The following is a 14,343-nucleotide window of genomic DNA, read 5'->3' as shown; positions in this document are numbered from 1 at the left end:
CGCAGATTTACGCAGATTTTGATACAAGCCAAATACCTTATTCAAATCCCTGTAAAATCCGTTACATCAGCGTTATTTGCATGACAGATTTTATCGCAGATTTTGCAGATTTACGCAGATTTTTTTGAGCCAAACACCTTATTCCAATCTGTTTAAAATCCGTTGCATCCGTGTTATCTGCGTTCCATTTAGTATTACTTCACCACTTGTACCCAAAACCCTTTCGTTCTGGCCAAAAACGTATTGTCATACATCGCTTCGCACTGCAAGCCTGGTAAATAGTACGTTCCCAAATATGAAGCATTCAGCAATATTCTGAACGTTTTTACTTCTCCAGCTTTCAATCCAAAATAGAAATTAGTTCTATCATCGCGAATATCAATATAATCCGCTACGTTATTGGTGGCGTCTCCATAATCCGTGAAACGAGTATTTACAATTTCGAAACCAGAAGGCAAAATTTGTGACAAAGCCACATTTTCTACACGTTCATTTTTTAGGTTTTTCACTGTTACCTCAGCAACAAATTCAGTTCCTTGATTGATTTTAGACACATCGATAACGCCTCCTTTTCTATTTTTGAAAACAATCGAAGCCGAAACATTACTCTGAATCGCCTTTTCTTGTCCAATTGGAAGAATTCCAGTATTCAGCACACGAACATACAATCTATTCTTTCTGTTGTTTTTTAGAGTCACACTATTTAAACCCGTTTTGACAACTAAACTTCTGTCTGCAATGGTTTTTGTTGTTTTTACTGATTGTGCTTTTCCGTCTTTACTGAACTGGACATCGATTCCTTTTGGACCATTGCTTACAGAAAATTTAGCCATAGCATACAATCCATACGCCGTAGTTTGCGTACTCATCCATTGGTCACTTGACATATCTTTGGCCAATTTTGTTGCCATTGCAAATGCTTTTTGCTTTTGCCCAAGCAATAACAATGTTTCTAGAGCCATGGCACGATTCCTATCAGCAGATCCGTAATAGTAATAATTATAATTCGAATTATCATCTATAGAAGTATTCAGCAACAACGATAAACCTGCCGATTTTTGTCCTGCCAATACGTAAGCCGAGGCCAAACGCAATTTACTTTCGTTCGAAATTCCTTTGGTTTCGCGCAATCTGTTCATCGAAGACAAATCGGGAGCTCCTGCCAACGCTAATGTGTATAAGCGATACGATTGCGCCAAATCATTTCCATAACTCGGCATAAATCGCCATTGTTTGGCTTCTTTTTGCTGATACGAAATCCATTTTGATTTGAAATTGATCGGCAAGAAATACCCTTTTTTCTCAGCTTCAATCATAAAATGTCCTGCATACGAAGAACCCCAATCATCGGCAACGGTTCCTCCTTGCCAGTATGCCATTCCACCATTCGATAATTGAAAACCTCCCAAACGAGTAATTCCTGCGGTCACATTTTTTTGAATTAATTGCTGACGCGTAGCATCCAAATCGACAATATCATTTAAGTACAATTGTGGAAAAACCGACGAAGTCGTTTGCTCCACACAACCGTGAGGATATTGAATCAGATATTGTAATCGTCCGTTTAAATTGATCGTTGGCATCGAGGAAACCTCCAGTTTTGCCTTATTACTTCCCGAAACACCAAACGTTTTCCACGAAATAGTTTTAGTACTATTCGGTTCCAGAATCACATCAGTAAACGTATTGGTCACTGGATTCGGATTGGTCATGTCAATTTCTACATCATACACGGATTTCTCCTTGCCCGAAGTCGCAACGATCTGCACTTTTCCAATTCCGGTTACAGAACCTACGGCCAAATTGAAATAGGCCATTTTTTCGTCAGGCTGAGCAAATGACAATTTTTGAGTGGCAATGCCTATAACTTTTAATCCGTTGTTCGTTTTAATCTGAACCGTTACATTCTTGATGTTTTTTTCCATGGCAAAAATGGTAACTGGAATCGTCACTTTCTCGGATGGAGAAATTTTTCTTGGCAACGAAGCCAAAACCATCAAAGGACTGCGAACCGGAGTTGCTTTTTCGGCACTTCCATATGCACTTGAAGTTGCATCGCCAGCCACGACCATTGTTTTCACTGAACCAATGTACTTCGGTAATTTTACTTGATGGGTTTTCGTTTGTCCTTTTTCTAATTTAAAAGGTCCCATATAAATCACAACCGGTTTGAAACGATTGGCTTTTTTGGCTTTTCCACCACCCAAATCTTGGTCACCACCAATACTGAAAATCTGATTTACTTTTCCGCCATACGCTCCAATCACATCGTCGTAAATGTCCCATGTTTTTACGCCCAAAGCTTCACGAACATAGAAACTATCCCAGGCATTTGGCGCTTTGAAACGGGTTAAATCCAATAATCCTTCATCAACAATGGCAATGGTGTAGGTCATTGCTTTTCCAGATTGTTCACTCACTTTTATAGCGAATGATTGCTCTGGACACAACACATCAGGCATTACTAATTTGGGAGCTAAAATGGTGTTTTTATCAACCACTTCAATGGGCACAATTCCATACATGCGGATTGGCAAATCATTTTTGGTGGAAGCGTGTGGTTGTAAAAGCGTAATATTAAAATACACATTTGGAGCCATAGCAGCCGTAATCGGAATGGTAACTTTAGTTTCTCCTTTTTGGGTCTTTGCCCAAAGTGTTTGTACTACTTTCGAACCATTTTCAATAGAAATAAAAGCTCGTCCTCCTGCACTAGATGGGAACGAAATTTGAGCATTTTCACCCACAGCATACTTCTCCTTATCGGTTGAAAACACTAACATATTGGCCGTAGCAGCATCCGTATTTCTAGTTTTTCCAGACCACATTGGCCAATCGATATTTACCGTTAAAGCCGTTGCGTGTCCGCCAACAGCATCAGAAACCCGAATCATATAACGTCCCCATTCTTCATCCGTCAAGGCAAAACGGACATTTCCTTTTCCGCTAGCATCGGTATTAATTGTAAAAGTTTTGTACGAAGTCGTAGCATTATCCGAGTTATAATTCGATAAATTATCACTAGATGCATCCCACCACCAGCGCCATTCTACTTTATACACTTTTACTTCCAGGTTTTTAACCGACTTTGGTCTTCCGTTTTCATCGACCGTAACCACATCAAATTGGTTCGTAGTACGGGTTTCTAGCATTCCGTATTTGTTAAGCTCAGGTGACTTAATCCCCACATAAGTAGGGTACGGCGAGTAGGTCGTCGCTATAACATCAGTACTAAAATCGCCACCTTCTTCATACACTTTGGTAATAAACGACGCTTTCAACATTCCAGGTGCTTCTCCTTGTATTTTCGGGTCTATCGTAGCATTTGCTTTTCCAGTGGCATCTAATTTACCTGAGAAAACGGTAACTTCTTCGGTGCTGAATTTTCGAACCAAATCATCAAAAATATACTTGTCATAATTTTTGAAAGTCGTTATTTGTTGCGAAAATTTGGCTTGCATTTCTACATTCAAATTTTTGGCCACAGCGCCATGAAGCCAAGCTACTTCAAGGTTGCTCGTATTGGGATAAGCCGAAGAAAGTATAGCTCGTTTGAACGTGTTTTTGATTTTCAAACGATTGGGTTTAATCGTTTCAATTTTGATACTTTTATAAAACTTCGCACCACCCAAACTAACCATTGCTTCCCAATTTCCAGTAGGAGCATCATTTGCTGTTGGAACTGTAAACGCATAATGATTCCATTCATTCGATTTTTGAACCGTTTGATAGGTTACTTTTCCATTTGGATCAGCTAGTCTAAATTTGATAGGATGTCCTAGTGGAATTTTATTCGAAGCATCATTCAAAATGAAAGACAAATACAAATTATCCCCAGGACGCCAAACGCCTCGTTCTCCATAAATGAATCCTTTGAGTCCTTTTTGTAAAGTCTCGCCAGACACATTAAAATTACTCACTGACAGTGAATTCCCGTCGTCTAATTTAACATAAGTAGACTCCGTACCTTGCGTTACAATAGCAAAATAGGCAAATTTATCCAACTGAAAAGTCGCAATTCCATCGCTATTGGTAGTTCCTGTCGTTATTTTTTGCTGCTGAAAAGTATACAAATCTACTCTTGCATTTGAAACTGGCTCTGTGGTGACAATATTATTTACGGCAAACAAATACGATTTGTTTTCGCCTCTTTTAGCAATTACACCCAAATCAGTAGCTAGAATATTAGTTGCTATTTTGGCATTATAAAAATACGAACTTGAGCAAGGATCCTGACTTTCTCTCCATTCGTAATCATCGTAGTAATAATCATCGTAAGAGTTTCCGCTGTAATTAACATCACTCTCATCAACCTCTTCTTCCTCTTCGGTTGTATCCTCATCAGCGGTTTCGCATTTGTACAAAGAATATTTTTTCTTGTAAACAAACTCTACTCTATAAATCGCACCTGGTTCAGGAGTAATAACTTTAGATAAATCCAAAGCAAAAGTGTTCCACTTACTTAGATTTAGTAATGTATTTTCTTTTAAATTCAGAGTTGATTTGGCAATAGGTTGCGCCACTCTTTTTAGGTTTTGACTGCCATTGAGTTCGTTGTATTGCAAAAATTGCATGATGTTGTTTTTGTAAATTTTATACACTTTTACATCAACAGCACTCAGGTTTACAGCCTCAAAATTGAGTTTTAAGTTATTAGAACTTGGCAGAATTGTTCCGTTTTTTATAAAACGAATGCTTGGCTTTATTTCATCAAAGGATATTTTCTCGGTATAATTCTCATTTAACTTTCCACCGTATTCACTTTCTATTCCCTGAAAAACTTCTAACAACAGTTCTCCGGTAAGCTTTTGCAAATCCACAACTGGCTCAGGCTCAACAATAGCAACTTCTTCGGGTTCCTCAACCACAGCGCTATCAACGGCCACGGCCGAAGTATCAACAGTTACAACTGCTTCCACTGGTTCAACTGGTTCTGGAGCCACTTCAACAGGTTTTTGAACGGGTACTTCATTACTAAAATAAACTTTCAACACATTTCCTTGTGCAGAAAACTTTAAATTATTGGTGTTCTGAATGGCGACTAATCCTTTAAAATCTTGTCCTTTTTCTAAGGGTTCCGAAAAATTAATAGACAAGGTTTGACTATCCCCTTCTTGAATTTCGGTCTTAACCACTTTAAACTCTTTCAATGACGTGATTGGGAAATCGATAGTCCCTTTTTGATCGATATCAAAATCACTTCCGTCGTATTTTATCTCCAAATTGCTTTTAGATTCCAATCGTTGAATGCTGTCAATTCTGAACTTGAATTCTTTTCCAACTGCATTCGTTTTTTCGAAAACAATTTTCAAATCGCTTCCATTATGTTCAGCTTCAATCAGTTTTTTAGCGGTTTCCAAATCAATATTGTCTGCTGTTTTAAGTACTGCATTCAAGTATTGGTATTCTGGGCTGTAGGATTGCACATCGAGCGTGTTGACCACAAAATCTTGCTTAATCGTTTTTACCGTAAAGTTAAAATTGGAAAGTGTTTTATCTTTTTCGGTAACCTTTGGATTCAGTTGATCCAAATGCAAAGTCACTTGATATTCCGTACCTGATTCCAGCTTTTTTTCAGGAACAAAAGCAATCGTATTGCTCGAAAGCGCAATTACTTTTCCGTCTACACTTGGAGAAATCGTAAACAAATCGTTATCTAAAACCTCATTGACTTTCCATTCTTTTTTATCAAAAGCCAAAACTACCCTAATATCCGATTCTGAAGAGACAATTCCTCCCGTAAAACTGACGATAAACTCTTTGAATAGTGAAAAATCTGAATTAAAATCGGCGGCAGATTTTCTACCACACGCTTGAAACAAAAAAAACACACAAAACACGTAAATTAATCCTTTTGTTTTCACTTTTAGCTAGAGTTAATGGGTTATAAATTAAATTATTGCAACATCTCACAAGTAACACAATAACTAGATAGTTACCGTAATATTGTAGTAAATGTAGAATAATTAATTTGTTATTTTAAGAAGAAAATTCTTTGAGAGGAAATTATTTTTTAAAGGTATTTTTCAGGAGCTTTTTCCAGCTATTCGTTACAATCTTATGTGCCGTCCCGAAGTTTCGGGATTGGCACATAAGGATTTCCACTTCTATCTGGGCTACAAAATATCTTGAATACTCTACTTTCTTCTCACAGCAAAAAATCGTTTCATTAAATCAGCGGCTTCATTAGCCATGATTCCTTGTACAACAGTAGTTTTAGGATGTAGTTTTGTTCCTAGAGTAATAAAACCGCGTTGTTCATCACGAGCGCCAAAAACAATTTTAGAAATTTGGCTCCAATACAAAGCGCCGGCACACATCTGGCAAGGCTCGAGTGTTACATAAAGTGTACAACCTGTTAAATATTTTCCGCCTAGATAATTTGCAGCAGCAGTGATAGATTGCATTTCGGCATGTGCTGTCACATCATGAAGTAATTCGGTTAAATTATGACTTCGAGCAATGACTTTGTTATCAATAACAATTAGGGCTCCAACAGGAATTTCGCCTTTTTCAAAAGCCATTTCAGCTTCTTGCAAAGCTTTTTTCATGAAATATTCGTCGGTGAATGGGTTTATCATATGCTCCCTAACCCCAAAAGGGGAATAATTAAGTTAAATACAAAAATAGAAAACAAAATCGTAAATTTGCTTTTTATAAAACAATGAAAAACAGTTTACTTTCAAACATCAATAACCCAACCGATTTACGCTTGCTTGTCGAAGCGCAACTTCCTCAAGTAGCCCAAGAATTACGCAATTTTATTATCGATATTGTAGCCGTAAAAGAAGGTCATCTTGGCGCAAGCCTAGGTGTTATTGAATTGACAATTGCCTTGCATTATGTTTTTGACACCCCAAATGATTTATTGATTTGGGATGTGGGCCATCAAGCCTATGGACATAAAATCCTGACCGGCCGAAGAGAAAATTTTCATACCAATCGTCAACTCGGCGGTATTTCTGGATTTCCAAAAAGAAGTGAAAGCAATTATGACACCTTTGGAGTAGGTCATTCCTCAACTTCTATTTCGGCGGCACTTGGAATGGCAATTGCTTCAAATTTGAAAGGCGATTTCAACAAACATCACATTGCTATTATTGGTGACGCTTCTATTGCCTCAGGAATGGCTTTTGAAGGGTTGAATCACGCGGGAGTTACTGATGCCAATTTACTTGTAATTCTCAATGATAACGCTATTGGGATTGATCCTAGCGTGGGCGCCTTGAAACAATACCTCACTGCTGTAAAAGAGGGAAAAAACCCAAGGCAAAACAACATGATTAAGTCTTTGAACTTTGATTATTCGGGTCCTATTGACGGTCATGATATTTTTGCTGTAATCAAAGAATTGAAGCGTTTGCAAAAGATCAAAGGTCCTAAATTTTTACATTTAATTACCACAAAAGGAAAAGGACTGCAACAAGCCGAAGAGGATCAAGTAAAATACCACGCTCCTGGAAAATTTGATGCCTCAACTGGAGAAATCATTTCAAAACAAGAAGAAAATTTACCTCCAAAATACCAAGATGTTTTTGGCTTGACCGTTTTAGACTTGGCTCGAAAAAACGAAAAGATAATAGGAATCACGCCTGCAATGCCCTCTGGTAGTTCCCTGAAATTTATGATGGATGCGTTTCCAGAACGTGCTTTTGATGTAGGTATTGCAGAACAGCATGCAGTGACTTTGGCCGCCGGAATGGCAACACAAGGCATGATTGTTTATTGCAACATTTACTCGACATTTTTACAAAGAGCTTATGACCAAATTATTCATGATGTAGCATTGCAAAATCTTCCAGTAATTTTTTGTTTGGACCGAGCCGGTTTAGTGGGCGAAGATGGCGCCACGCATCACGGAGTTTTTGATCTAGCGTACCTGCGTTGCATTCCTAACCTAGTTATTTATGCTCCAAGGAATGAAATTGAACTTCAAAATATTTTATATACTGCCCAACTAGGTCTTGACCATCCTATAGCCATTCGGTATCCGAGAGGTCGGGGTATAATAAATAACTGGAAAGAAAAATATCTGGGTCATTATGATGTTATACCCATTGGCGTAAGCAGCTGTCTTGTATCAGGAACTCGAGTAGCGGTTTTATCTAATGGTACTATTGGTAATAATGTTACTTTGGCTCTAGCCAAAATAAAAAAAACAAATACCATTGCCCACTATGATTTTCCTTTTGTAAAACCATTAGACGAAAAAAGTTTACACCAAATTTTCAGTCAATTTGACTCTATCATTACCCTTGAAGACGGCACTGTAAAAGGAGGATTTGGTAGTGCTGTAATTGAATTTGCAGCCAACAATAATTACAAGTCACAAATTACTGTTCTAGGAATACCGGATGAATTTATAGAACATGGAACCGTGACGGAATTACAACAATATTGTAAAATTGACGTTTCTAGTCTTGAAAAACTTTTTTCGAATTATTAATTCCTAAAACCCCTGCTTCAAATGAATTCATTACGATACCTTATATTCTTTGTGTTTGCAATATCGCAATTAAGTTTTTCACAAGACACCATTCAAAATAATAAAATGTATTCCCTAGCTCCTGTAACTGCATTAACAAAAACAGATAAGATGGAACGCATACCGCTTAAAATAAGAACTAAAACACATTTATTGCCTTTTTCGTACTGGAGTAAAAAAAATAGTTTGGGTTTTGATATTTCTGAAGTAGCCTTTGTAAACTGGTCTGCTGGGGGAACAAGCTCAATATCTGGATTACTTAAAGGTAAATTTCATAGAAATTATTCCCGTGATAACTACAACTGGTCAAATGAACTCATTATAAAATATGGCTTAAACAAACAAGATGGTGTGGCCATTCGAAAAACAGAAGACGCTATTCAGCTGAATTCTACCTTTGGATACCGTAGAGACACACTCTCTAATTGGTTTCATTCTGCAAAATTTAATTTTAACACCCAATTTACAAATGGTTTTGCTTATCCAAATACCGAAAATGCCATATCAAAACCGTTCGCTCCAGCGTATATCTTTATGGGAATAGGAGCCGAAAATATTGATAAAGAAAAAAAGAGAACTCTTTACATCTCTCCATTTACTTTTAAAACCACCCTTGTTCTTGATCAAAGATTAGCGAACCAAGGTGCTTTTGGGGTTGCGAAAGCTACCTATGACGTAGATGGAAATTTAATTACTGAGGGAGAGAGAGCTAAGATGGAATTGGGTTTTCTGATTACCAATAAATACAAAAAAGAGGTATTTAAAAACATCAATTTAGAAAACAGACTAACCCTATACTCCGATTACATCAATCGTTTTGGCAATATCGATATAGATTGTGATCTACAAGTTGAACTCGTGGTTAATCAATATGTAAAAGCAAATATTGGTGCTCACGTAATTTATGATGACGATATCAAATCGAAACGAGAAATTGAAGGAATACAAGTCACCGAGGGTCCTAAAACACAACTACGCCAAGCAATTGGAGTAGGAATTGAATATGCATTTTAAATAAAAAATCCTGATAAGAAAAATTTATCAGGACTTTTTATTTAAGTAATTACTTTTAGTTTAATATTATTTTCTCTACATATTTTAATCCTTCTCCAGTAATATCAATCATGTATATACCAGCACTAAGTTGACTTAAATCAAATGATTTCTCATTATTGAATGTTACCTTACTAGCCGTATACACTAATCTACCATTGATATCTATCACTTTCACAGCTACTTGTCCATTATAATTGTTTATTCGCACTGTTACATTTCCATTTGATGGATTTGGATAAACACGCATAACATTCTCGTCATCAATATCTAATGTGCTTAATGTACAATTTGCTCCTGCAGCTGGAACTGTGAAATCTTCTACTTGATCATTTCCAATGTTCCTTCCTCCTGCTGATGCATTTGCTCCTAATCCTCTTGAGGCGAATACTTCCCATATCATGCAAAAATCTTTTCCGCCAGTACTAGCTTGATCAGCGGCAATAATTGCATTTCTTGCATCAACAAATGTTGGACTACAAGGCTGTAATTTTATCCCATCTAAGACGATTCGCATTACCTTGTTGTTTCCGCCATTACCTGTGTATTTGTTGTTATCATAACCATATTTGTTAATGTATGCCCAAGTTAAATCCCATAACATTGTAGCCCAAACTGAACCGACTCCATGGACAGAAGTTCCTTCAATACCGTTCGTTCCTACAGATTGAAAAAAATTAGTAGAGATATATGTCATTGGATTTGTGTCTCTATCTGTCGAATAAGGATAAGTCCTAATCCCAACACCGTCATTAGGCTGAGAAGAAACAAAAGTACCAATTCCTCTTTTAGCTTGACCAAAATCTCCAGGTTTAAGCTGCATCATTAAAGCAAACCAATCTGACCAACCTTCACCCATTTGATCTGCATTATTCAAACAACTTGAATTGTTTCGTCCACCAGCTAAACGAGTAGAAATTCCATGACCATACTCGTGAGCTATAATTCCATTATCGAAATCACCATCAGAATTTAGAAATGGCACAGATTGAAGCTGAATTTTTACATTTACAGGACCTAAACCCATTTCTGTAATCAAGTTATCACCTAAAGAACTACTTACACTTATAGCAGGTATAGTAATTGTCGCATCAGAACCCGACATTGATAATTCAGTGTCAGTATTATTTACAACAATTACAGCAATAGCACCAGCGTTTTGGGCTGCTTTGACCTTTACTGCAAAATTACAATTTCCACGTCTAACTACTACAATTTTTCCATTTAAAGCAGCTCTATTCAACGGAGCTGAACAAGCTTCAGATGTACCCCCAGAATTATCTAAATATAATACCAAATCAGATTGCAAAAACTGCGGAGAAACAGGCAAATCAACCCGACCAGGACTAAAAGAGTTTTGGCTTGCTACATAATTTCCGGCAATACTTTCCGGAGAAGTTACGATTAAGGGTTTGATTTCAGGACCTCTATTCCATAAAAACATTTGCATTCTACCTCTATTCCCATCTACAGGTGTAGAAAAATTAGCATTATTTAAACTCATTGTTGCAGCTAAGGAGCCATCTTGTGCTTCCGCATTTACGTAGTCATCTCCTGAACCACCACGGTCATAATTACTCTGTTGAAAGTTACCGCTCAGTTCATCAAATCCATATTGATACCAAACATCATGCATAACATTATTCATGTAAAATAAATTGGTATTTGCTGCGTCTATATATGTGGATGCATTAACGGTTGTACCACCATATGGAAAATCAAATACCAATGATGAACCACCATCAGGACTAAGACCTGTATCATCATTCGACCCCATGAAATCATCCTTAGCCCAAACATTGTTTCCTCTTGTTATAGTGTATTCAGCACCAGCAACACCATCAGTATCATGCCAGCCGAATGGAGATGCTGTACTGTTAGCAGGATTAGAGATAAGCTCAAACCCTCCATGACTTGGACTTGTAATATTAAATGGTATTACACGATATGTACCTACTGATGTTTCAGAACTTAACTTAGTATATAATTGTTTAGAAGGAATCCCATTGTATTTTATTATCGAGCTATTGTCAGAGGCAAATACTTGACCTTTATGAAAATTACAAGAAATTACAAGATCATTTTTTTCTAATAATACACCAGTAATCGCATCTATTCTAACGCTCCATAAATGATCATGCTGATTAGTATGAATATTGAAATCCCAAGCTAATTTTAGGTCTCCATTTATTTCTTGATGATACACTAAATTTGCTGTAACCGGTTCTGTTATTCCAATACCGTTACTAACTTTAAACTTATTTGTCCCAACGGTTTCTAGTATGTTAAATTTATCTTTAGCTATTATACCTAATTGGAAATATGCTTTTACAAGAGCATCTGTTACCGATAGTTTAGGTGTTGTCGCATTAACTTTTTTTGACACATTAGCAACTATCCTGCTATTAACATCTATTACTTGTTTATTCTTTATTGAGAAATTAGAAACTGCTCTAAAAATCTCTATTCCTTGATAACGCTGCACCACATAACAATTCTCTATTCCAGAAGTTGTAGTACCTCCTTCACTTTGAATGGCCCAGTCATTAAAATCTGAATTAGACAACGTTGTTCGGGAGGCGGGATTTTTTAAGTAATTTTGAATTATTTGGTTGTTTGATTGTGAAAAACCAACAAAAGACACCAAACAAATTAAATAAAGTAAATTTTTTTTCATAAAATCACGTAATTAGTTATAAATGCAAAACTAAATATTATAATTTAAATTTCGACAATTAAACCCTTTATTCTTTGAATTTTAACTTTTAGCAGCGGTTATTGTTTTATAGAACAACAATGCATTTCCATCAGTTAACAAGGAAATAAAATGACAAATATGTAACAAACGACCGTATAAATTGTCTTTTTCTAACTGATGCTTTTCTGGTAACATCTTTAAAATTAAGCTATCATAATTAGAGGCTACACCATTATAATTATTATCAAATGCGATAATAAATTTATCCAATAAGGTTTGTATGATTTGATAGCCTACAATTTCTTTTTCAATTACCTCACGACTTTGGTAGATTTTCTCGACACTGATCTTGATAATATCATCCATCTGAGCTTTGTACTTACTTTTATCCATTAAGGCATAAGGGAATTTTCCTTGCAAAATGAGCTCTTCATTTTCAACAAAAACCTTGACAGCATCGCTAATTAAACTTCCTATTGCTAAGGCACGCAAATAACTAATTCGGTCTTCTTTGGTCTCAAGGGTTTTGTACTTGGAAGTGTCAATACTGTCTTTAACTAATTTTATCAGGTATTCCAATGCAAAATCCTCCGAAACCAAACCAAGATTCATTCCGTCCTCAAAATCAATGATGGTGTAACAAATATCATCTGCAGCCTCAACGAGATACGCCAAGGGATGGCGTTCAAAACCAACATGTTCTCCTGATTTATTCGGAATCAAACCCATGTCATGTGCTACCTCTTGAAAGAAAGCTTTGTCTGTTTGAAAAAAACCATATTTTTTATCGGCAATATTTTTGGTTGGTTTTTTAGGCAAACTCTCTTTTGGATATTTCATAAAAGCTCCAAGAGTTGCATACGAAATACGAAGTCCTCCTTCTATTCCGGGTCTGCTTGCGGTAAGTACCGAAAAACCATTGGCATTACCTTCAAAATCAATTAAATCTTGCCACTCTTTTGCGGTAAGTTGGTCTTTGTATTTTTGTCCGTTTCCTATCGAAAAATACTCTCCTATGGCTTTTTCACCCGAATGTCCAAAAGGCGGATTCCCAATATCGTGTGCTAATGAAGCTGCAGCCACAATTGCCCCAAAATCATTCATGTGATAACCGTGTACTTCTTTTAAATGCGGGTATTTTGCGATGATTTTTTTTCCTACCAAACGACCCAAAGAACGGCCAACAACGGATACTTCCAGACTATGTGTTAATCTGGTATGCACAAAATCTGTTTTGGATAATGGAATAACTTGTGTTTTATCTTGTAAACTTCTAAACGCCGAAGAAAAAATGATTCGATCATAATCTACTTCAAATCCCAAACGGGTATCGTCTTGTTCTACACGCAATCGTTTGCCTTTGTCGCCTTGACGTTTAAGTGATAAAAGTTGTTCCCAGTTCATCATTGCTTTTTGTAATTTTCTAGTTTTAAAGGAGCGAATATAAAGAAAAAGAACCCAGCAGAAACAAAAAAAGCGGTCTAAAATGACCGCTTATATGAACCAAAACAAGATTAGCCGTTTACAATCTCGCTTTTGCTAAAAATTCATGCTTATTGACCACATAGGTTACTGATAATGTATCATGCCAACCTATTGAATTGTTGTTTAAAAAGGAAACGATTTCAATAGGAATGAATCGTACTAAAGTTCTGATGAGTGTACTTTTTAGGTTTGGTTTACTGCCATTAGGTTTTACAACTAGCGTTTTAGTGAAGTATTTCCCAAAAGTTCTAGACAAATAGAACTCCATAATGAAATAGTAAAAAAACATCACTATCATTCCAAACAAAGCGTTTTCTGTGGGTGATAAATTGATAATCCAATCTGCAACTTGATAATTCCCTGTTACAACTCCTATCCCGTTTATGAGCGCCCCAATCCCTATGGTGAACAAGTAAACAATAAACAAATCAATGAGCAAGTTTAAAAATCGCTTGGTTTTGGAAGCTAATAAATCCGCCGAAATAGTTAATGCTGTAGTTTCCATTTTTATTTTTTTTTAGGGTGTTTTGCTACTTCGTAAAGTAATGTAGCAGTCTTGTAGTTATTTGCATCTTGCATATCTACAAAGTTACACCCACCTACGACTCCTGGAGTTACACTA

At 36.5% G+C, this 14,343-nt stretch carries 7 protein-coding genes; 2 read left to right on the top strand and 5 right to left on the bottom strand.

The features are described 5' to 3' along the window. Nucleotides 1-194: 194 nt before the first annotated feature. Together AC061E_RS02060 and AC061E_RS02055 are read right to left on the bottom strand one after the other, a co-directional pair. Entirely contained in the window at nt 195-5,864 is a 5,670-nt protein-coding gene (locus AC061E_RS02060; RefSeq protein ID WP_478284775.1) for an alpha-2-macroglobulin family protein, read from the bottom strand. Nucleotides 5,865-6,137: 273 nt separating this feature from the next. Further along, nucleotides 6,138-6,581: a nucleoside deaminase gene (locus tag AC061E_RS02055; protein ID WP_221917914.1), complete on the bottom strand. Its 444-nt coding sequence runs from the start codon at nt 6,579-6,581 to the stop codon at nt 6,138-6,140. Nucleotides 6,582-6,664: 83 nt separating this feature from the next. Here AC061E_RS02055 and AC061E_RS02050 point away from each other — a divergent pair, with 83 nt between their 5' ends. Continuing rightward, the gene (locus AC061E_RS02050; protein ID WP_478284774.1) at nt 6,665-8,446 is read left to right on the top strand and encodes a 1-deoxy-D-xylulose-5-phosphate synthase; all 1,782 of its coding nucleotides are present in this window, start codon (nt 6,665-6,667) and stop codon (nt 8,444-8,446) included. Nucleotides 8,447-8,467: 21 nt separating this feature from the next. Further along, nucleotides 8,468-9,499 (top strand): DUF3078 domain-containing protein, encoded by a 1,032-nt coding sequence (locus tag AC061E_RS02045; RefSeq protein WP_478284773.1) that lies wholly within the window; start codon nt 8,468-8,470, stop codon nt 9,497-9,499. 55 nt (nt 9,500-9,554) lie between these two features. Here AC061E_RS02045 and AC061E_RS02040 read toward each other — a convergent pair whose 3' ends face one another. The 3 genes from AC061E_RS02040 to AC061E_RS02030 all read right to left on the bottom strand — a co-directional run bounded on the left by AC061E_RS02040 (nt 9,555) and on the right by AC061E_RS02030 (nt 14,226). Next, nucleotides 9,555-12,215: a T9SS-dependent M36 family metallopeptidase gene (locus tag AC061E_RS02040; RefSeq protein ID WP_478284772.1), complete on the bottom strand. Its 2,661-nt coding sequence runs from the start codon at nt 12,213-12,215 to the stop codon at nt 9,555-9,557. 81 nt (nt 12,216-12,296) lie between these two features. Then, nucleotides 12,297-13,640: a dGTP triphosphohydrolase gene (dgt, locus tag AC061E_RS02035; protein ID WP_478284863.1), complete on the bottom strand. Its 1,344-nt coding sequence runs from the start codon at nt 13,638-13,640 to the stop codon at nt 12,297-12,299. A 118-nt stretch (nt 13,641-13,758) separates the two neighbouring features. Continuing rightward, the gene (locus AC061E_RS02030) at nt 13,759-14,226 is read right to left on the bottom strand and encodes an RDD family protein (RefSeq protein WP_478284771.1); all 468 of its coding nucleotides are present in this window, start codon (nt 14,224-14,226) and stop codon (nt 13,759-13,761) included. Nucleotides 14,227-14,343 lie beyond the last annotated feature (117 nt).

The organism is Flavobacterium sp. GNP011 (genome assembly GCF_056428925.1).
Note: the sequence above shows the minus strand (reverse complement) of the source record. Positions and strands in the feature narration are given on the sequence as shown.

What these genes read in the sequence shown, in the direction of transcription:
- AC061E_RS02050 (WP_478284774.1), top strand. Translation starts at nt 6,665, where the DNA reads ATGAAAAACAGTTTACTTTCAAACATCAATAACCCAACCGATTTACGC.
- dgt (WP_478284863.1), bottom strand. Translation starts at nt 13,640, where the DNA reads ATGAACTGGGAACAACTTTTATCACTTAAACGTCAAGGCGACAAAGGC.
- AC061E_RS02040 (WP_478284772.1), bottom strand. Translation starts at nt 12,215, where the DNA reads ATGAAAAAAAATTTACTTTATTTAATTTGTTTGGTGTCTTTTGTTGGT.
- AC061E_RS02030 (WP_478284771.1), bottom strand. Translation starts at nt 14,226, where the DNA reads ATGGAAACTACAGCATTAACTATTTCGGCGGATTTATTAGCTTCCAAA.
- AC061E_RS02055 (WP_221917914.1), bottom strand. Translation starts at nt 6,581, where the DNA reads ATGATAAACCCATTCACCGACGAATATTTCATGAAAAAAGCTTTGCAA.
- AC061E_RS02045 (WP_478284773.1), top strand. Translation starts at nt 8,468, where the DNA reads ATGAATTCATTACGATACCTTATATTCTTTGTGTTTGCAATATCGCAA.